Origin of the sequence: Kosakonia sp., assembly GCF_032052965.1 — a bacterium.
In the GTDB taxonomy this organism is placed as follows: domain Bacteria; phylum Pseudomonadota; class Gammaproteobacteria; order Enterobacterales; family Enterobacteriaceae; genus Kosakonia.
This window is the reverse complement of record NZ_DAMBVN010000002.1, coordinates 130,441-149,179: the sequence shown is the minus strand read 5'-3', so window position 1 is coordinate 149,179 and position 18,739 is coordinate 130,441. Positions and strand designations below refer to the sequence as shown.

At 52.1% G+C, this 18,739-nt stretch carries 18 protein-coding genes and 2 tRNA genes; 14 read left to right on the top strand and 6 right to left on the bottom strand.

Annotated features, from left to right (window positions below):
* Window position 1: 1 nt before the first annotated feature.
* Together RTX30_RS04060 and RTX30_RS04055 are read left to right on the top strand one after the other, a co-directional pair.
* Window positions 2-88 (top strand) — tRNA-Leu (locus RTX30_RS04060).
* A 32-nt stretch (window positions 89-120) separates the two neighbouring features.
* Window positions 121-207: transfer RNA gene (locus RTX30_RS04055), tRNA-Leu, on the top strand.
* A 34-nt stretch (window positions 208-241) separates the two neighbouring features.
* On the opposite strand, the gene RTX30_RS04050 is transcribed toward RTX30_RS04055, so the two are convergent.
* Entirely contained in the window at window positions 242-520 is a 279-nt protein-coding gene (locus RTX30_RS04050; RefSeq protein WP_312687080.1) for a DUF1435 domain-containing protein, read from the bottom strand.
* Window positions 521-736: 216 nt separating this feature from the next.
* Between RTX30_RS04050 and RTX30_RS04045 the strand changes: the two genes are divergently transcribed.
* Window positions 737-1,801 carry a GGDEF domain-containing protein gene (locus tag RTX30_RS04045; protein ID WP_312687079.1) on the top strand — a complete coding sequence of 355 codons (1,065 nt, stop codon included), beginning with the start codon at window positions 737-739 and terminating at the stop codon, window positions 1,799-1,801.
* 91 nt (window positions 1,802-1,892) lie between these two features.
* Window positions 1,893-2,681 carry a siderophore-iron reductase FhuF gene (gene fhuF / locus RTX30_RS04040; protein ID WP_312687077.1) on the top strand — a complete coding sequence of 263 codons (789 nt, stop codon included), beginning with the start codon at window positions 1,893-1,895 and terminating at the stop codon, window positions 2,679-2,681.
* Between the two features lie 42 nt (window positions 2,682-2,723).
* Here the strand turns inward: fhuF and RTX30_RS04035 are convergent, their stop codons facing one another.
* On the bottom strand, window positions 2,724-4,064 hold the full coding sequence (locus tag RTX30_RS04035; protein WP_312687075.1) for a PTS sugar transporter subunit IIC: 1,341 nt from the start codon (window positions 4,062-4,064) through the stop codon (window positions 2,724-2,726).
* A gap of 338 nt (window positions 4,065-4,402) precedes the next feature.
* Between RTX30_RS04035 and RTX30_RS04030 the strand changes: the two genes are divergently transcribed.
* Entirely contained in the window at window positions 4,403-4,861 is a 459-nt protein-coding gene (locus tag RTX30_RS04030) for a YbaK/EbsC family protein (protein WP_312687074.1), read from the top strand.
* 45 nt (window positions 4,862-4,906) lie between these two features.
* On the opposite strand, the gene bglJ is transcribed toward RTX30_RS04030, so the two are convergent.
* Together bglJ and RTX30_RS04020 are read right to left on the bottom strand one after the other, a co-directional pair.
* Entirely contained in the window at window positions 4,907-5,518 is a 612-nt protein-coding gene (gene bglJ, locus RTX30_RS04025; RefSeq protein WP_312687073.1) for a DNA-binding transcriptional activator BglJ, read from the bottom strand.
* Window positions 5,518-6,252: a LuxR C-terminal-related transcriptional regulator gene (locus RTX30_RS04020; RefSeq protein ID WP_312687071.1), complete on the bottom strand. Its 735-nt coding sequence runs from the start codon at window positions 6,250-6,252 to the stop codon at window positions 5,518-5,520. The genes bglJ and RTX30_RS04020 overlap by 1 nt, the downstream gene beginning before the upstream one ends.
* A gap of 534 nt (window positions 6,253-6,786) precedes the next feature.
* Between RTX30_RS04020 and RTX30_RS04015 the strand changes: the two genes are divergently transcribed.
* The 8 genes from RTX30_RS04015 (at window position 6,787) to opgB (ending at window position 13,636) form a co-directional block, all read left to right on the top strand.
* The gene (locus RTX30_RS04015) at window positions 6,787-7,563 is read left to right on the top strand and encodes a threonine/serine exporter ThrE family protein (protein ID WP_312687068.1); all 777 of its coding nucleotides are present in this window, start codon (window positions 6,787-6,789) and stop codon (window positions 7,561-7,563) included.
* A complete protein-coding gene (locus RTX30_RS04010; protein WP_312687066.1) occupies window positions 7,554-8,027 on the top strand; it encodes a threonine/serine exporter in 474 nt (157 codons plus the stop codon). Before RTX30_RS04015 ends, RTX30_RS04010 begins: the two co-directional genes overlap by 10 nt.
* A gap of 152 nt (window positions 8,028-8,179) precedes the next feature.
* Window positions 8,180-8,629, top strand: coding sequence for a MarR family transcriptional regulator (locus RTX30_RS04005; RefSeq protein ID WP_312687064.1), 450 nt, complete (start codon window positions 8,180-8,182; stop codon window positions 8,627-8,629).
* A gap of 82 nt (window positions 8,630-8,711) precedes the next feature.
* Window positions 8,712-9,140 (top strand): organic hydroperoxide resistance protein, encoded by a 429-nt coding sequence (locus RTX30_RS04000; RefSeq protein WP_312687062.1) that lies wholly within the window; start codon window positions 8,712-8,714, stop codon window positions 9,138-9,140.
* A gap of 135 nt (window positions 9,141-9,275) precedes the next feature.
* Window positions 9,276-9,815, top strand: coding sequence for a primosomal protein DnaT (dnaT, locus tag RTX30_RS03995; RefSeq protein ID WP_312687060.1), 540 nt, complete (start codon window positions 9,276-9,278; stop codon window positions 9,813-9,815).
* 2 nt (window positions 9,816-9,817) lie between these two features.
* Complete coding sequence (dnaC, locus tag RTX30_RS03990) at window positions 9,818-10,555, top strand: DNA replication protein DnaC (protein WP_312687058.1); 738 nt, start codon at window positions 9,818-9,820, stop codon at window positions 10,553-10,555.
* 74 nt (window positions 10,556-10,629) lie between these two features.
* Window positions 10,630-11,121: a DUF2501 domain-containing protein gene (locus tag RTX30_RS03985; RefSeq protein WP_312687056.1), complete on the top strand. Its 492-nt coding sequence runs from the start codon at window positions 10,630-10,632 to the stop codon at window positions 11,119-11,121.
* 223 nt (window positions 11,122-11,344) lie between these two features.
* Window positions 11,345-13,636 (top strand): phosphatidylglycerol--membrane-oligosaccharide glycerophosphotransferase, encoded by a 2,292-nt coding sequence (gene opgB / locus RTX30_RS03980; RefSeq protein ID WP_312687053.1) that lies wholly within the window; start codon window positions 11,345-11,347, stop codon window positions 13,634-13,636.
* 3 nt (window positions 13,637-13,639) lie between these two features.
* Here the strand turns inward: opgB and RTX30_RS03975 are convergent, their stop codons facing one another.
* Together RTX30_RS03975 and tsr are read right to left on the bottom strand one after the other, a co-directional pair.
* Complete coding sequence (locus tag RTX30_RS03975; RefSeq protein ID WP_312687052.1) at window positions 13,640-14,452, bottom strand: GNAT family N-acetyltransferase; 813 nt, start codon at window positions 14,450-14,452, stop codon at window positions 13,640-13,642.
* 86 nt (window positions 14,453-14,538) lie between these two features.
* Window positions 14,539-16,200, bottom strand: a complete 1,662-nt coding sequence (gene tsr, locus RTX30_RS03970) for a methyl-accepting chemotaxis protein (RefSeq protein WP_312687051.1) — start codon at window positions 16,198-16,200, stop codon at window positions 14,539-14,541.
* Between the two features lie 347 nt (window positions 16,201-16,547).
* Here tsr and RTX30_RS03965 point away from each other — a divergent pair, with 347 nt between their 5' ends.
* Complete coding sequence (locus RTX30_RS03965) at window positions 16,548-18,701, top strand: carbon starvation CstA family protein (protein ID WP_312687049.1); 2,154 nt, start codon at window positions 16,548-16,550, stop codon at window positions 18,699-18,701.
* Window positions 18,702-18,739: the final 38 nt, after the last annotated feature.

Genomic DNA, 18,739 nt, shown 5'->3' with positions numbered 1-18,739 from the left:
TGCGAAGGTGGCGGAATTGGTAGACGCGCTAGCTTCAGGTGTTAGTGTTCTTACGGACGTGGGGGTTCAAGTCCCCCCCCTCGCACCAACGAGGCGATATCTAAAAAGTAAGATGACTGTGCGAAGGTGGCGGAATTGGTAGACGCGCTAGCTTCAGGTGTTAGTGTCCTTACGGACGTGGGGGTTCAAGTCCCCCCCCTCGCACCAGATATCTTATAACCTTCCTGTATTAATCCTCCAGTTACATGATCATCTTCACGTTCAACAACATCAGCATCATTCCACCGACCAGTGCAACACCCGACGGCAACAGCACAAAGTGCCGTAAGCGATTGTGGTAGAGCATTACCGGCGTCAGCAGCAGCCCCAAAACGATCACTCCCCGCCAGGCATTAATCGACAGATCCGCAAGCGCCAAAACGGCAACAATAAAGCCAGGTAACACAATTCCCCATCCACTCCCCAGCGCGCGTTGCAACATGGTTTCATCTCTCATATCGATAATGATAACCAATATCATATGATATGTTTTCTCATTTGTCAGCCAGAGACCTTAAACCAGTATGAAGATTACTCATCTTCTGATGACAGACATTCAGTAAGGTGATAAATTAAGCGACACTTAAATGAAAATCCAAATCACTAATTTTTCGCGATAACTGTTTCATCGCGTTACCTTTTCCCTTTTAGACAATCAGCTCGCTGTTATATTGCGGATAAATAACGATTTTTAGGTATGACATTACAAACCTGGCAATCTCTCTGTAACAAGAAATATCGATTGTCCCTACGACTGTTTCTTTTACTCAACGCGATCTCAGCTCTGTTTTCTGCAGCTCTGCCGCTCAACAATGTGCGCACCTTTACGCTCCCGGTATGCCTTATTTTTGCGATCAGCGTCATTCTGCCGATGTGGCACCGACGTTATCCAAAAACGAAAATTAATATCACCTTCACATCACTGATATTCGGCAGCCTGTGGGCATGGCATGTGATCACTAAAGTAAGATTAATAAACGATAATGCTGACGCGTATCTGCTGATCGCGCTACTCAGTGTTCTGTTTATTGGCACTATTGCGTTTTCAAATAATGTCCTTGCGTTTATTGTTCACTCTTCACCCGTGTTCATCAGTTGCCTGTGGCTGAGCGGCAGCGAAACAGAGCTCCGCCTGATCTACTCCTTCGCTCTTCCCGTCTTAGGGATTTCTATTCAGCATGCCATTCAGAAACGTAACGATAATTTTGCCCAGGGGTTGATGAACCGTCTGGTGCAGGAACGGAAAACACTGAACGATCTGAGCATGCTGGATCCGCTGACCGGCGTTTATAACCGGCGTGGATTGCAGAATAAAATCGATAATTTGCTGGCGGTGGATGACAGCCCCCGCTATGTGCTGCTACTGGATATCGATCACTTCAAAGCTTATAACGATCACTACGGCCATATGATGGGCGATCAGGCCCTGATCCGTGTGTCCGCCGCTTTGCGTGATGCGGTGGGTTCGCGGGATATTGTCGCGCGTTTTGGCGGCGAAGAATTCATGATCCTGATTAACAATGTCGACCAGGAACAGGCTCGTCTTATCGCCGAGCGTATACGTCGCCAGGTCTATGATTTAAAAATTCCCCATATGTTTAATGAAAGCGTGGCGACCAATGTAACGGTCAGCATTGGTATTGCTCCTCTATTGGAAAATGACATTGAGGCCTCGCTCGCTCGCGCGGATAAGGCCTTGTACGAAGCAAAAAATTTGGGTCGCAATAACATCCTGGTGAGTAAAGAGTTACAGCCCGCCTGAGCGAACTTTACGATAAAAATGTTGCTATCGATTCTACCTCTGGATAGGATTGGCAATAATTATCATTTAGATTTCGCAATTAGCCGGCGCCATGACTTATCGTACCGCAACGCTTACAGAAAACATTATCTGGCGAGGTAGCCTCATTGATGAGCGCGATTCGCTGGCTAATGCCATGCGGGAAACGATTACCAGCACGCGTGCGCACCTGCTTGATTTTATTCGTCTGAATGAGTCCTCGCCGTATTCGGCGTTGACGCTCAGAGAGTGGTCTCGCCACAGCGAGCTGCAAACCCTTATCGCCACCTACTCTGATCATATCTACCGTAACCAGCCCACCCAGCCGCGCGAAAACAAACCGCTGCTTTCGTTATGGGCACAGTGGTATCTTGGGCTGATGGTACCGCCATTACTGCTGGCGCTACTGACGCAGAAAACGGCTATTGACCTCTCGCCTGAGCTGTTTCATGTTGAGTTTCATGAAACTGGCCGCGCCGCCTGTTTCTGGATTGATGTTCAGCCAGACCGTGCATTAACCTCGCAGAACGATGCCTGCCGCATTGGCGCGCTGACGACCCAGGCAATGCTTCCGGTGGTACAGGCGCTGGAAGCCACTGGCGAGATCAACGGTAAGCTTATCTGGAGCAATACGGGGTATCTGATCAACTGGTATTTAGGAGAGATGCTCCCCCTGTTGGGTGAAACGCGCGTAGCCGCGCTGCGCCAGATATGCTTCTTTGAAAAGCAGCTCGCCGACGGAAGCGACAACCCGCTTTGGCGCAGCGTGGTACTGCGCGACGGTGCACTGGTTCGCCGCACCTGTTGTCAGCGTTACCGCCTGCCTGATGTTCAGCAATGTGGTGACTGCACGCTAAAATAATCCGGGGCGCAACGTACGCCCCGGGGAATGGTGCTGATTGTTTTACGCGGTTTGTTTCTCTTCTTCTGCGCGCTGGGCCTCTTCTGCTTCCTGCTCCAGGAGTTGTTTTTCGTATACCTTGAAGAACGGGTAATAAATAATTGCGGAGATGCAGGCGAGAAGCACGACCAGGATAGCCGCACGGAAATCCCAGCCTAAAGCCCATGCACCGCCAATAGGTGCTGGCGCTGTCCACGGTACGACCGAAATGACCCGGCCAATTAAATCCAGTTTCATTGCCGCCCAGGCAATAATCGCATTAAGCGTGGGTGCAAGCAGGAAAGGAATAAAGAACACCGGATTCATGACAATGGGCGTCCCGAAGATCACCGGCTCGTTAATGTTGAACATACTGGGCACCACACTCAGACGACCAATCGATCGCAAGTGCACAGAGCGGCTACGCAAATAGCAAAGCACCAGCCCCATTGTCGCCCCGGATCCGCCAATTACAATAAAGAACGTCCAGAATGCTTCCATAAAGATATGAGGCAACGGTGCGCCCTGCGCCAGTGCGCTCTGGTTCAAGCCAAGGTTGGTTAACCAGAACATTTGCAGCATGCCAGAAACAATCGCAGCGCCGTGAATACCGGCAAACCACAGTAAGTGGCCGATAATCACTGCCAGCAGGATCGCAGGCAACGAATCCGCTGCGGACACCAGAGGCTTAAACAGTGCCATAATTGCCTGTGGGATCAACATGTTAAATTGCGTCTGGATAAACAGACTCAGTGGGTAAAGCGTTAACACCACCACTAACACAGGGATCAGTAAATCAAAAGAGTTCTTAATCATTGGCGGCACCTGATCGGGCAGGCGGATGCCAATGTTATGCGCCTTCAGAAAACGCATCATTTCCACGCAGTAAATCGCTACCAGAATCGCGGTGAAAATCCCCGTTCCGCCGAGGCTGTCGACCGGTAATGTGCCGCTGGTCTTTGGTGCAGCTACCAGCAAAAAAGCCATTAACGACAGCATGGCGCACATGAAAGGATCCAGTTGATGCGACTTCACGTAGTGCTTACCGAGGTTGTAAGCGATCGCCGCGCAAATATAGATAGACATAATGCCCATCGTCATGTCGAAAGGCGTAAGAATGCGGCCCTCGTACTGCTTCGCCAGATCTAACCACCCCCGGGCGAATCCCCAGGTGGTATCCGGCGAAAAAGGCGGATAAGCAAAAACCAGCAAGAACGAGCCTACGATCATGAACGGCATTGCCGAAATAAAACCGTCACGAATGGCCATAACATGGCGCTGAGATGAAATTCGCCCGGCAATCGGGCTGACATAGTTTTCTATAAACCGGAAAATAAGGTTAAACGCAGCATGGTTGGCAGACATAGCAGATCTCCTGTCAGACTAACAAATTAAGCGCACCAGCGAATGTTCTGCCGTGCAGCAATCCCTTTTTTCTGTTTGAAACCGCGCGGGTTTTTCAACCAGCTTTACAACGAAGCAGGATATGTTCATGGACGGCTCTTTTTTAATTATCTGGGCAGAGGAAAGTGACAAAATCAGTATTAACCCGGCATCGGGACACTGCAACCGGTTACTGTAACCGGTTTCCGCGATTGTGAAGGCGATCCAGGATCTGATTGTAAGTCGTTTGTTACATCAGAATATTTACAGCGATAACAGCCTTGTGACAGATTAATGGCGGTCTTATGCAGGAGAACATCATGAGTTTGCAGTCTGTGCGGCAATTCTTTGCCGACAATGCCCCCGATATCGACATTATTGAACTGAGTCAGAGTACAGCAACCGTCGCACTGGCAGCAGCCGCGCACCACGTCGAACCTGGGCAAATAGCCAAGACTCTGTCGCTGAAGGTAAAAAATGAAGTCATTCTGGTCGTTGCCAAAGGTGATGCGCGCCTCGACAACAAGAAACTGAAAACGACCTTTGGTGCAAAAGCACGGATGCTCAGCAGTGATGAAGTGGTCACTATTACTGGTCACCCTGTCGGCGGCGTCTGCCCGTTTGGCCTGGAGAACCCGCTGGCGGTCTATTGCGATGTGTCATTAAAACAGTACCCGGAAGTACTTCCGGCTGCAGGAGCCATTCATAGCGCCGTGCGGATTTCTCCGGAAAGAATGGCTCAGTTAACCCGGGCAAAATGGATAGATGTTTGCCAATAATCCTTCGCGCCAGGTGTAAAACCTGGCGCTGTTAACTCACCTACGTTAATTTGGATACTGCCCTGACAATGGCATCCAGGCCAGCATATCCGCTGCATGGAGCAGATTAAGGTCCGATGTTACACCCAGCTTATTCATCGCATTAAATTTATGCGCCCGGATAGTTTTAACGTTGCGATCCAACTGTGAAGCAATTTCCGCCAGGGAATAGCCACGTGTCATGTAACTCAGGATCTCACGCTCTGTCGGGCTAAGCATACGGGTCTGGCTAATAAACCAGTGATTTGTGACATCCTCATTTATCTCTTGCTTTTGCTCGAACAACCTCTCCATTTGTTGCAGTAACACAGGCAATGCGGACGATTTACTCCAAATACCGTGCAATTGCGAAGGTGAAAGCAAACCAACCAGCTGTGCTTCACTATCATCCTCTGCTAAAACAATGCGTTGCACTTTCGGATGAGAATGAGAAAGCCGATGCAACCCCATCAGGCACTCTCGCCGCTCTTCCCGACGCCCAAAAAGGGAATAGATCACCGCAAAGAAAGGCTTCTGCGTGAGAGCCTGGCGAAAAGACGCATAATTTTTAAAAAAATGAAAAGAGTATTGGCAGTTAATAGAATCATTAAATAAATGACGTAATCCTGCTTCACTCATTATGCACTTTTCGATGATGGCAACGTTGCTTCTTTTGCAATAATGTTCCATTCCTTCTGCTCTCCATATGCAGTGCCCAGGTTCAACTCTTTTATACCCCGCGCACTATTTATCCATGAGTACAGGTCCGCATTACTTCGCAGCGATAAACGCCGCATTGCGCTATTTTTTTGCGCGCTGATCGTCTTGTTGCTTTTTTTAAGCAGAGATGCAATTTGGTTGATTCCCCATCCTTTTCCAAGAAGGCGTAACACTTTCCGTTCAGAAAAGGTTAGCATTTCAGCATTATTGATATTTCTTTCATTTTCTTGCTGTTCAGAAATATTATGCACACAGTTAATATCTGGCAGCTTTTCATAACCTTCTCGTATTGTCCTGATGACCGTCTCAACCGGTTCCTCTTCCGCAAGAAGTGTCGTATGGGAGCGCAACAATAATTGCATCGCAACCGGATATAAACTGCGGGAAATCAGGAAGATCCAGTGCGTATTTTCACATTGCGGAAGCAAGGTAAAGTATTGCTGGCAGTGCCTGCGAGCATGCCGGAGTTCACCTGTCAAATCGACGACGATCAACCTGGCAGCAGCAAGTTGCCGAAGCGTAGTCTCTTCGACTGCGGAATAATACATTAATTGATATTCAGGGAAATGGCTTTCAAGAATGCCCCCGACCCCTGACCGTAGTACAGGCATCCTGCTAATGATAATCCCTTGTTTGTCGCTTAGCGATAGCATGAAAACCTCCGCTTCCATTCTTAACTGTTATCAATTGCCGCTATTAGCATTTAATCGGCCAATATAATTAACGTAACAAAACCGCCATTTCAGAATGAAACGGGTAATTAGATTTACGGAATTTATGATTAGCAATTAAATATAACGTTATAAAATTATAGTATTGCCCACTATCGTGTCAACATAACACAACGTCCATTCGAGCGTCCCGGTTAATATTAAAAATAAAATAAGAAAATAAAAACAATCGATGCGGATATAATTAAGATTAATAAATAAATTTCACGAATAATTAAGATGGTATTTTCCGCTAACTCTTTCAATATTGACGATTTTCAACATAACGGCATGGACATACCAGAAAAACTTACAACCTGGTTACCGGTAAAATAAGAACGTTTCACAATACTTCATCATCATGACTTACTGCGCAAATCTTGATCTACTTTAGCGCCATCCTACCTGTATATTGTGTTAAAAATAGCTTTTACATTTTCTTTTTGTGAGCGTCGTTACACCACTACCAGGGTCATCATGCAAACAGACCAGTCATCGCAGCGGGCCATCACACGCCTGTGTATTCAGTGCGGCCTTTATTTGTTACAGCACGGCGCAGAGAGCGCGCTGGTTGAGGAGTTATCCACGCGGCTTGGGTTGGCGCTGGGCATGGACAGCGTTGAAAGTTTGATTTCTTCAAATGCCATCGTACTTACCACTATCAAAGACGGCCAATGTCTGACCTCAACGCGCAAGAACAGCGACCGCGGTATCAATATGCATGTCGTGACTGAAGTACAGCATATCGTCATTCTTGCGGAACATAAGCTGCTGGATTTTAAAGGCGTCGAAAAACGCTTTTCTCAGGTAAAACCGCTGCGTTATCCACGCTGGCTGGTCACAGTGATGGTTGGCCTCTCCTGCGCCTGCTTCTGCAAGCTTAACAATGGTGGCTGGGACGGCGCATTTATTACCTTTTGCGCCAGCAGTGTCGCAATGTATGTGCGGCTGGTACTGGCGGGCCGGCATATGCATCCACAAATCAACTTCTGCATTACCGCTTTTGTTGCCACGACGGTATCCGGCCTGATGCTGACTCTACCAGGCTTCCTCCACTCTTCGACGGTTGCCATGGCCGCCAGCGTTTTGTTGTTGGTGCCGGGGTTTCCGCTGATCAACGCTGTGGCCGACATGTTTAAAGGCCATATCAATACCGGGCTGGCGCGCTGGGCAATCGCCAGTTTATTAACGCTTGCAACCTGCATTGGTGTGGTAATGGCAATGACATTATGGGGGCTCCGCGGATGGATGTGATCCGGTTTTTTCTGGCGCTGGCGCAGGACATGGCGCTGGCAGCCATTCCCGCCGTGGGATTTGCTATGGTGTTTAACGTTCCGCATCGCGCCCTGCGCTGGTGCGCGCTGCTTGGCGCTATTGGTCACGGTTCGCGCTTTGCCATGATGCACTGGGGTTTTAACATCGAATGGTCAACATTCGTGGCATCCATGCTGGTAGGAAGTATCGGTATTCGCTGGTCACGCTGGTATCTGGCGCACCCGAAAGTCTTTACCGTGGCGGCAGTAATCCCGATGTTCCCCGGTATTTCCGCATACACCGCAATGATTTCAGCGGTGAAGATTGGCCACTTCGGCTACAACGAAGAGCTCATGATCCTGCTGCTGACCAACTTTCTCAAAGCCTCATCTATTGTTGGCGCGCTGTCGATTGGTTTGTCGATCCCTGGATTATGGATCTACCGCAAACGGCCGCGCGTCTGAGTATTGATCTTCTGTCGGTGCGGTTTGAAGGGGTTCAGGATCCTGCCGCGCAGGGAGAGTTTCACCAGGTAATAACAGTGCCAATTGCGCTGCGTTATACCTGCCCATAAAAATAACTTGCAATTAAATAGTGCACTACCTATATTCACTGCATGAAGACGACACCGAACACCACCGAGCAGCTCGCATTAGATAACCAGTTTTGTTTTGCGCTCTACTCTACAAACCTGGCGCTGCATAAGCTTTATCGCCAGCTGTTGGCTCCCATGAACCTGACGTATCCGCAATATCTGGTGATGCTGGTGCTATGGGAGAGAGATGATATTACTGTGTCGGAGGTTGGCGAACGCCTTTTTCTCGACTCCGCCACTCTGACGCCGTTGTTAAAGCGTCTGGAAAGCGCCGGATTGATTCGTCGTCAGCGTTCACGCCAGGATGAGCGTCAGGTGATAATCACATTAAGTGAGAGTGGTCGTGCGTTGCAGCAGCAGGCAACGGCTATTCCGGCGTCGATCAGTTGCGCAATGGCCTGCGACAGCGCCACCATGCATGATATCAAGCAGCAACTGGAACAGCTTCGTCAGCGGTTTCAGCAGGCTTAAGCTCCCTTTGCAGGGAGTTTACTTCAGCAAATAAATAGCACGCTATTTTATAGCAAACACTTAAGATAATAAGGAACCTGTCATGTCTTTAGAAAAAGTCGTTTATACCGCCAAAGCAAAAGCCACCGGCGGCCGTGATGGCCGTGCCACATCTTCGGACGGCGTCCTGGACGTTAAACTGGGTGTCCCGAAAGAGATGGGCGGCGCAGGCGGTGAAGTGACCAACCCGGAACAACTCTTTGCTGCTGGTTACTCTGCCTGCTTCCTTGGCGCGATGAAATTCGTCGCAGGCCGCGACAAAATTGCGATGCCAAAAGAGGCCTTTATCGAAGGTGAAGTGGGTATTGGTCCGTTGCCGACCGGTTTTGGTATCGAAGCCAAACTGAATATCCATCTGCCAGGGATGGACGCAGCAGAAGCCAAAAAACTGGTTGATGCAGCGCACATTGTTTGCCCGTACTCCAACGCTACACGCGGCAATATTGACGTAACGCTGAACATTATCGCATGATCATGAAGAAAGCCGGGGAAACCCGGCTTTTCCTGCTGTACTGCCCTTTCCGTTCCCTGTGGTACTATGTGCTATTGAGCCTGTGTGAAAAACGCAGTACACCGTATCCGTAGTCATCCAGTTTGAGAACGCGTTATGTCTTCCAGAATCCTGACCTCAAATGTCATCGGCATTGATGAGTTTATGCGCGATCATGCCAGCATACTGGCCCGCATGGAAGGTGGCGCTATCGCCGTTTTTGCCAATAACACTCCCGCTTTTTACGCAATCACGCCGCAGCGCCTCGAGCAGCTGTTGGCGCTGGAAGCCCAGCTTGCACGTCCGGCGAGCGATATCGCTCTTGATGCGCAGTTCTATGAAGAACCCGGCAGCGCGCCGTTGAATGTACCCATGGGCAAATTCGCCATGTATCCGGGCTGGCAGCCAGATGCAGATTTTCAACGCCTGGCCGCGTTGTGGGGCATTGCACTTACCCAGCCGCATACCCCGGAAGAACTGGCTTCATTTGTTGCGTACTGGCAAGCGGAAGGCAAAGTTTTCCACCATGTACAATGGCAGCAGAAACTGGCGCGCAGCCTGCAAATCGGGCGCGCCAGCCAGAACGGTAATACGAAGCGTGATATCAACGCGCTTTCGGAACCAGACAATCAAATTCCACCCGGTTTTAGAGGATAACGATGAAAAACGTCGGCGAATTGATAAAACGTCTGCAAAAAATGATGCCCGCCAACATCCAGCCTGCGTTTAAAACGGGCGAAGAATTAATGGCATGGCAGAAACAACAGGGCGAAATCCGTTCGGCGGCGCTGGAGCGAGAAAACCGCGCCATGAAAATGCAGCGCACCTTCAACCGTTCCGGCATTCGTCCGTTACATCAAAACTGCTCGTTTGATAATTACCGCGTCGAAACCGAAGGCCAAATGCGCGCCCTCAGCCAGGCCCGGCAATATGTTGAAGAGTTTGACGGTAACATTGCCAGCTTCATCTTTTCGGGCAAGCCCGGCACCGGTAAAAACCACCTTGCCGCTGCTATCTGTAATGAACTGTTGTTACGCGGCAAGTCCGTGTTGATCATCACTGTTGCCGATATCATGTCGGCCATGAAAGAGACCTTTGGCAACCGCGAAAGCAGCGAAGAGCAGTTACTCAACGATTTAAGTTCGGTCGATCTGCTGGTGATCGATGAGATCGGTATGCAGACCGAATCACGCTACGAGAAAGTCATTATCAACCAGATTGTCGATCGCCGTTCCTCATCAAAACGCCCGACCGGCATGCTGACCAACAGCAATCTTGAGGAGATGAACAAACTTTTGGGCGAACGCGTGATGGACAGGATGCGTCTGGGTAACAGCCTGTGGGTGATCTTCAACTGGGACAGCTATCGCAGCCGCGTGACCGGCAAAGAGTATTGAGAGTTTTCCCCCCTTGCCCTTCTGCGCCCGCGTGTATACTGGGCGCTTTCGCCCGACATCAGGATCTCCACGACATGAAATTCGCTCAACGCCTGCTTTATTCCGCTGCCATCAGCAGTATTATGCTCACCGGTTTTGCTCATGCGGCGTCCTGGCAGGATACGCTCACCAGTGCCGCCAGCCAGCTCAACCAGAACAGCACCTCTTCGCAACAAGGCGGTCTGTCGCTCTCCTCGCTGACAGGCCTGCTTAATGGCGGCAACCAGGCGCTTAGCGCAGGAACCATGAATAACGCGGCGGGCGTGATGACCTGGTGCGCTAAAAATAAACTCGCTTCGCTGACTAACACCGAAAACGTCAAAAATCAGGTGCTGGATAAGTTGGGACTGGGAACCGCGGAGCAGAAGCAGGACACCAACTACCTGCAAGGCATCCAGGGCATGCTAAACACCAAAAACGGTGAACAGTTGAATCTGAGTAATATCGGCAACACGCCACTGGCCGAAAAGGTGAAATCAAAAGCCTGCGACATCGTACTCAAACAGGGCGTCAATTTCCTCTCCTGATCAGCCGCCGCGTTGCCCACAACGCGGCCTCCGCTTCCCTTTTCCTGCCGGCCCGTCACCACTGAGAGGGCGATCAATATTGTCGCTTTCTAAACCGATTCTGAATAAAACCTCATTAGAGTGACACTACAATTGCAGCTATGTGACAACGCCATTAAATTGTACCGCCTGTTACAAACTTTAATAACCAGCAATAACTGCTGGCATTGATGAGGAATCCTGGTTGTCCGAGCTGCTCTCTGTTGCCCTGTTTCTCGCTTCTGTGGCGATCTATGCCTGGAAAGCGGGTCGTAACACCTGGTGGTTTACCGCAACGTTGCTGGTTCTTGGCTTTTTTATTGTGTTAAACATCACGCTCTACGCCAGCAACTACTTCACCGGTGACGGCATTAACGATGCGGTGCTCTACACCCTGACCAACAGCCTTACCGGGGCAGGCGTCAGTAAGTATCTGCTGCCCGGCGCGGGCCTGATTTTGGCGCTGGTGGCTGTGTTTTGCGCCCTCGGCTGGGTGTTACGCCGGCGCCGCCACCGGCCGCATCACGTTGGATACAGCCTGCTGGCGCTTGCGCTGGCGCTCGGATCCGTCGATGCCAGCCCGGCGTTTCACCAAATCACCGAGCTGGTGAAATCGCAAACGCGAGAGGGCGACCCCGACTTTTTAACCTATTACAAAGAGCCCGCCAAAAAGATCCCTGCCCCGAAACTGAACCTGGTCTATATCTACGGCGAAAGCCTGGAGCGCACTTATTTTAACGATGCAGCTTTTCCAGGCCTCGCGTCTGAACTGGGCGCGCTGAAAGACGACGCCATGGATTTTAGCCACACCGAGCAACTACCCGGCACCGATTACACCATCGCAGGTATGGTCGCCTCCCAGTGTGGTATCCCACTATTTGCCCCGTTCGAAGGCAATGCATCGGCCTCGGTCTCGACCTTTTTCCCGCAGAATATCTGCCTCGGCGATATCCTGAAAAATTCCGGTTATGAGAACCACTTTATCCAGGGCGCCAACCTGCGCTTTGCCGGTAAAGACGTGTTCCTCAGGTCGCACGGTTTCGACTACCTGGTGGGGGCAGAAGAGTTAAAAAATCAGGTTGCTGATGCGAACTACCGCAATGACTGGGGCTTTTATGACGATACCGTACTGGACGCGGTGTGGAAGCAATACGAAGCGCTTTCGCGTTCCGGCAAGCGTTTTTCCCTGTTCGCGCTGACGGTCGATACCCATCACCCGGACGGCTTTATCTCACGAACCTGTGAACGTAAAAGCTACAGCATTGATGGGAAACTGAATCAATCCTTTAGTGCGGTGGCCTGTAGTCAGCAGCATATCGCAGCCCTGATCAACAAAATCAAAGCCTCGCCGTGGTTTAAAGATACGGTCATTGTGGTGTCGTCAGACCATCTGGCAATGAACAACACGGCATGGAAGTACCTGAATAAACAGGATCGCAGCAACCTCTTCTTTGTGATCCGTGGCGACGATCCCCAGCAGGATATTTCCGGCATCAAGCGTAGCACGATGGATAACGGCGCAACCGTGCTGGATATCCTCGGCGGGGATAACTTCCTCGGCCTTGGGCGAAGCAGCATTTCCGGCCAGTCGCTTTCCGGCGTGTTCCTGAACATGAAACAGAAAGTACTGGCATGGAAACCGGACATTATTCGTCTGTGGAACTTCCCGAAAGAGATGAAGGATTTCACCATCGACCAGGGCAAACAAACGATTGCTTTCTCTGGCAGCCAGTTCCGCCTGCCGCTGCTGGTACGCGTGTCGGAGGCGCGTATCGAGCCGCTGCCAGAAAGTGAATACTCTGCCCCGTTACGTTACCAACTGGCGGATTTTGCCCCGCGCGACAACTTTGTCTGGGTCGATCAATGCTACAAAATGGCGCGCCTCTGGTCACCCGAACTGGCGCTCTCAACCGACTGGTGTGTCTCACAGGGCAGCCTGGGCGGCGAGCAACGCGTTGAACATGTCGACAAGCCGCTGTGGAAAGGGAAAACGCAGTTTACCGAAACGGTGATCAGCGCCGCGCGCTACCAAAACAACGTCGATACGCTGAAGACCGTCGACAACGATATTCGCTATAAAGCCGACAGTTTTGTATTTAACGTTGCAGGCGCACCGGAAGAGGTAAAGCAATTTAGCGGTATTTCCCGCCCGGAAAGTTGGGGGCGCTGGTCGAATGCCAAACTCAGCAACGAAGTGAAAATTGAGTATAACCAGCCACTGCCAGCACACTTTGAACTGGTGATCACCGCCAAAGCCTTTGGCCCCAACGCCAACCGCCCGATTCCGGTACGGGTCGGCAACGAAGAACAGACGCTGACGCTGGGTAACGCGTTAAGCACCACAACGCTCAGCTTCCGCAACCCGTCGCGTAGCAACACACTGGTCATTGTGCCGCCGGACCCGCAATCCACTAACGAAGGGAATATTCTGGGTCACTCGCCGCGTAAACTGGGCATTGGCCTTGTCGAAATCAAAGTGGTGAACCACGAAGGCTGACCGTTAAAGGTCAGCTTTCATCTCATACTGGCTTAAGGCCAGCGTATGGTAGCCCGCGCCGAGGAATAACGCAGAAAACCGCTCAGGCACCGCGACAGGGGTGCTCACCTCTGGAAACGCCTGATTCAGCGCACGCAGGAATTCGCTGGCAAAGCCTTTGCCCCGATATTCGGGCTCGACATAGAGAAAACGTAACTGAGGTTTACCCCCCGGCGTGGCAACCACAGCATAAGCATGTTTACGGTATTCACAGGCCTGCGCAGGCAGCGACACCGCCGTGAGAGGGTCCACCTGCCATGGCAGTCTGGGATAGCTCTCGCCCACCGCTTTACGCACCACACTGAGTGGATCGAGGGCCACCAGCGGCGCCGTTTCTGCCGCACCCTGTTCGCCCCCCTGAAACCCCAATAGCGGCTGAACGGTGGCAAACCCCAGCGCGTGGTACAACGCCACACCGGCGTGGTTATCGCTAAGTACTTCCAGCCATAATTGCCGCACGCCTTTATCCGCCAACCCTGCCATTAACGGCGGCAGAATGCGCCTGCCGACGCCCTGCCCCCGATAGTCGGGACGAATGGCAAATGCCGCCAGACGCGCGCTTTCTCCGCGCCGTGTCACCAGGGCCGCCGCCGCTGGCGTGTCGCCCTCCAGCCAGACACAGGAATCGACAAAGCTTATGTCTTCGGCAATAAAACGTTGGGCAAACAGCGGGGAGGGCAATGAAAACGGCACGCTATAGCCTTCAAAGCAATCACTAAGGATCGCGGCAAGCTGATCACAGCTGTAATGCAGGGCGGGAACGGCAACAAGGTTCATAGAGCTTCTCCACAGGGCGCTAATGAGAGCATAGCAGGGAGAGAGCCGGAAGAAATGCGCCCTGCATGGCAGGGCGCGAATAAGGCTTAGAATGTTTCCCAGTTTTCGCCGGTATCAGCAGCGACTTTACGTGGCTGTGCAGAGACGGCGGCGCTTTTGACGAACGTCGGCGCGGCCGCTTTACGCTGCTCCTGCATGATACGGAACACCGCCACTGCTTCGGTCAGACGGCTCGCCTGCTCTTCCAGCGCAGCGGCAGCCGCGGCAGATTCTTCCACCAGCGAGGCGTTCTGCTGCGTCACGCGATCCATTTCGGCAACCGCCAGCCCCACCTGGTCGATACCACGGCTCTGCTCGTCAGATGCCGACGAGATTTCACCCATAATATCTGTCACGCGGGTGACCGCACTAACGATTTCATCCATGGTTTCACCGGCGCTTTCCACCAGGGTGGAGCCCAGTTCAACGCGGCCAACAGAGTCTTCGATCAGGCTCTTGATTTCCCGTGCAGCCTGAGCGCTACGCTGGGCAAGGTTACGAACCTCACCTGCCACGACGGCAAAACCACGCCCCTGTTCGCCTGCGCGTGCAGCTTCAACCGCCGCGTTAAGCGCCAGGATATTGGTCTGGAAGGCAATACCATCAATTACGCTGATAATATCGGCAATTTTCTGCGAACTTGCGGCGATATCACGCATGGTCTGAACCACGTTATCGACCACTTTACCGCCTTTCTGCGCGGTTTCAGACGCGCTCAGCGCCAGATGGCTGGCCTGACGGGCGTTTTCGGCGTTCTGTTTCACCGTTGCGGTCAACTCTTCCATGCTGGCGGCCGTTTCTTCCAGCGAAGCAGCCTGCTGTTCAGTACGGGAAGAGAGATCGTTGTTACCTACGGAAATCTCGCTGGCGCCGCTATAAATTGCGTTCGCGCCGTTGCGCACATCGCTCACGGTGCGCACCAGTTCGCTCTGCATATGACGCAGACTGTCTGCCAGCACGCCCATTTCGTTAGAACCCTGGACTTCAATACGCTGTACCAGATCGCCGCCGGCAATATGACGAATGTTGTCGATAAGGTGGTTCAACGGCGCGATGAGTGCGCGTTTGATCCCGACCCAAACACTCACGATCACCGCCAGCACCACGAGCAGGACAGTAATAATGATCCACACAGCAGAGCCATAAGAACTTTCACTGTCGTGAACGGCCGTTTCGTACAGCGCATCGTTCTGCTGCAGGTAGTGAACATACTCTTTCTCGAAACCATCCTGATAACGCTGCGTCGGCTGGTCAAAAAACTCATTGATCTTGCCTGCGCCCAGTAGTTGAATCAGCTCCGCCAGCGCGTTGTGGTAGATATCGTAATTGCGTTTGATCTCTGCGGCTGCATCGTCGCTCTGACGCGGATCGCGCGGCAGCGCCTGATAGGCATTCCAGCTCACTTCGGCCTGCTTCAGCGAAGTGCTGGCAATCTGCATCAGATCGTTAACGGTAGCACCGCTGCCGATGTTGTTCTGATCCATCATGTAGCGGATGCCGGCACGGTTAAGCGTGTTACGGGTTTGCAGCAGCGAAACCCAGCTGGCGTTCAGCGTAGACTGTTGCTGACGAATGGTTTGCAGAACGGTGAAGTTTTCTTTGTCTTGTTTTAGCGCGTTGAAGAACAGACCGCCGGACGTGAGTTGTAACAGGCCAAATAATGCTAAGACCAGCAGCAAGCTGGTTACAATTTTAATACGAGTTAACATGTTTTCTCTTTCCTTATAGACAGATGTAGGATTTTCGGCCTGGAATAAGAAAACTTTATGGGTCATCGTGCTAATATTCACCACAAAAATAATGGTCATTAAGCCCGTCTGAACTCTCTCGTACCCGCGCCCTCACCGGCTTTGCGTGATCAAACTCACATATTTTCCGCCACTTAGGGTGACGATAAACCGCTCAGCGCGATCCTTTTACCGCTTACCGCCTGTTTATAACCGCTTAATCAAATCGTTGCCGTTTCGCGCGCGTTATTTGTCATGATCGTCGCCAGCATACAGCCTTACACACATCTCACATCCCGTTCTTTTTTCTGTTAAAAGCCAGGTCTGATATGGATACGAAAAAACTCTTCAAGCACATACCCTGGGTGATCCTCGGGATTATCGGTGCTTTCTGTCTCTCCGTTGTCGCCTTACGGCGCGGCGAACACGTCAGTGCACTGTGGATCGTCGTCGCCTCTGTTTCCGTTTATCTGGTGGCGTATCGCTACTACAGCCTCTACATCGCTCAAAAGGTGATGAAACTCGATCCGACCCGCGCAACGCCGGCGGTGATCAATAACGATGGCCTTAACTATGTGCCAACCAACCGCTACGTGTTGTTTGGTCACCATTTTGCCGCTATTGCCGGAGCAGGCCCGCTGGTCGGGCCGGTACTGGCTGCGCAAATGGGCTACCTGCCGGGCACGCTGTGGTTACTGGCAGGTGTGGTGCTGGCCGGTGCAGTGCAGGACTTTATGGTGCTGTTTATCTCCTCTCGCCGTAACGGCGCCTCTCTCGGCGAGATGGTCAAAGAAGAGATGGGCCGCGTGCCGGGGACCATTGCGCTGTTCGGCTGCTTCCTGATTATGATCATCATCCTCGCGGTGCTGGCGTTGATCGTAGTGAAAGCGCTGGCAGAAAGCCCGTGGGGGGTATTTACCGTCTGCTCTACCGTACCGATTGCCCTGTTTATGGGAATTTACATGCGCTTCCTGCGCCCGGGCCGGGTAGGCGAAGTCTCGGTGATTGGTATCGTACTGCTGGTGGCGTCTATCTGGTTTGGCGGTATTATTGCGCACGATCCCTACTGGGGCCCGGCACTGACTTTTAAAGACACCACCATCACCTTCGCGCTGATCGGTTATGCCTTTATCTCAGCCCTGCTGCCGGTATGGCTGATCCTTGCACCGCGTGACTACCTGGCGACCTTCCTGAAAATCGGCGTGATCGTCGGTCTGGCGCTCGGCATCGTGATCCTCAACCCGGAACTGAAAATGCCTGCGGTAACGCAGTACATTGATGGTACCGGCCCGCTGTGGAAAGGTGCGCTGTTCCCGTTCCTGTTTATTACTATCGCCTGTGGCGCTGTGTCTGGCTTCCATGCGCTGATTGCTTCGGGTACAACGCCGAAACTGCTGGCGAACGAAACCGACGCCCGTTTTATCGGTTACGGTGCCATGCTGATGGAATCCTTTGTGGCCGTGATGGCGCTGGTTGCGGCGTCGATTATCGAGCCGGGCCTCTACTTCGCCATGAACACGCCACCGGCAGGTCTGGGCATTACTATGCCGAACCTGCATGAACTGGGCGGCGACAACGCGCCAATGATTCTGGCGCAGCTGAAAGATGTCACCGCGCATGCCGCTGCGACAGTCAGTTCCTGGGGCTTTGTGATTTCGCCGGAGCAGATCCTGCAAACCGCGAAAGACATTGGCGAACCGTCAGTGCTGAACCGTGCCGGTGGCGCGCCAACGCTGGCAGTCGGTATTGCGCACGTGTTCCACAAAATCATCCCAATGGCGGATATGGGCTTCTGGTACCACTTCGGTATTCTGTTCGAAGCATTATTTATCCTGACCGCGCTAGATGCAGGCACCCGTGCTGGCCGCTTTATGCTGCAGGATTTGCTGGGTAACTTCGTGCCATTCCTGAAGAAAACCGACTCACTGGTTGCCGGTATCATCGGTACGGCGGGCTGCGTCGGCCTGTGGGGCTACCTGCTTTATCAGGGTGTGGTCGATCCGCTGGGTGGCGTGAAAAGCCTGTGGCCGCTGTTCGGTATCTCTAACCAGATGCTGGCGGCCGTCGCGCTGATGCTGGGCACCGTGGTGCTGGTGAAAATGCAGCGCACCAAATACATCTGGGTCACCGTGGTTCCTGCCATGTGGCTGCTGTTGTGCACCACCTGGGCGCTGGGCCTGAAGCTGTTCAGCACCAACCCGCAACTGGAAGGCTTCCTGTTTATGGCTAACCAGTACAAAGCGAAGATTGCTGCGGGCGGCAGCGAACTGACCGCGCAGCAGATTGCCAACATGAACCATATTGTGGTGAACAACTACACTAACGCCGGTTTGAGTATTCTGTTCCTGGTGGTGGTTTACAGCATCATCTTCTATGGCATCAAAACCTGGCTGAACGTACGCAACAATAAAGTGCGTACTGACAAAGAGACACCGTATGTGCCGGTACCGGAAGGTGGCGTGAAAACCGCTTCACATCATTAATATCACCCGGCTGGATGGCTCCCCTAAAAGGGAGCCAT

Bases quoted from the DNA above. Each gene is read 5' to 3' on its own strand.
- fhuF (WP_312687077.1), top strand. From the start codon at position 1,893: ATGACTTATCGTACCGCAACGCTTACAGAAAACATTATCTGGCGAGGT.
- RTX30_RS04035 (WP_312687075.1), bottom strand. From the start codon at position 4,064: ATGTCTGCCAACCATGCTGCGTTTAACCTTATTTTCCGGTTTATAGAA.
- RTX30_RS03975 (WP_312687052.1), bottom strand. From the start codon at position 14,452: ATGAACCTTGTTGCCGTTCCCGCCCTGCATTACAGCTGTGATCAGCTT.
- RTX30_RS04030 (WP_312687074.1), top strand. From the start codon at position 4,403: ATGAGTTTGCAGTCTGTGCGGCAATTCTTTGCCGACAATGCCCCCGAT.
- bglJ (WP_312687073.1), bottom strand. From the start codon at position 5,518: ATGAGTGAAGCAGGATTACGTCATTTATTTAATGATTCTATTAACTGC.
- dnaT (WP_312687060.1), top strand. From the start codon at position 9,276: ATGTCTTCCAGAATCCTGACCTCAAATGTCATCGGCATTGATGAGTTT.
- RTX30_RS04050 (WP_312687080.1), bottom strand. From the start codon at position 520: ATGATATTGGTTATCATTATCGATATGAGAGATGAAACCATGTTGCAA.
- dnaC (WP_312687058.1), top strand. From the start codon at position 9,818: ATGAAAAACGTCGGCGAATTGATAAAACGTCTGCAAAAAATGATGCCC.
- RTX30_RS04000 (WP_312687062.1), top strand. From the start codon at position 8,712: ATGTCTTTAGAAAAAGTCGTTTATACCGCCAAAGCAAAAGCCACCGGC.
- RTX30_RS04005 (WP_312687064.1), top strand. From the start codon at position 8,180: ATGAAGACGACACCGAACACCACCGAGCAGCTCGCATTAGATAACCAG.
- RTX30_RS04015 (WP_312687068.1), top strand. From the start codon at position 6,787: ATGCAAACAGACCAGTCATCGCAGCGGGCCATCACACGCCTGTGTATT.
- RTX30_RS03985 (WP_312687056.1), top strand. From the start codon at position 10,630: ATGAAATTCGCTCAACGCCTGCTTTATTCCGCTGCCATCAGCAGTATT.
- RTX30_RS04020 (WP_312687071.1), bottom strand. From the start codon at position 6,252: ATGCTATCGCTAAGCGACAAACAAGGGATTATCATTAGCAGGATGCCT.
- RTX30_RS04010 (WP_312687066.1), top strand. From the start codon at position 7,554: ATGGATGTGATCCGGTTTTTTCTGGCGCTGGCGCAGGACATGGCGCTG.
- tsr (WP_312687051.1), bottom strand. From the start codon at position 16,200: ATGTTAACTCGTATTAAAATTGTAACCAGCTTGCTGCTGGTCTTAGCA.
- RTX30_RS04045 (WP_312687079.1), top strand. From the start codon at position 737: ATGACATTACAAACCTGGCAATCTCTCTGTAACAAGAAATATCGATTG.
- RTX30_RS03965 (WP_312687049.1), top strand. From the start codon at position 16,548: ATGGATACGAAAAAACTCTTCAAGCACATACCCTGGGTGATCCTCGGG.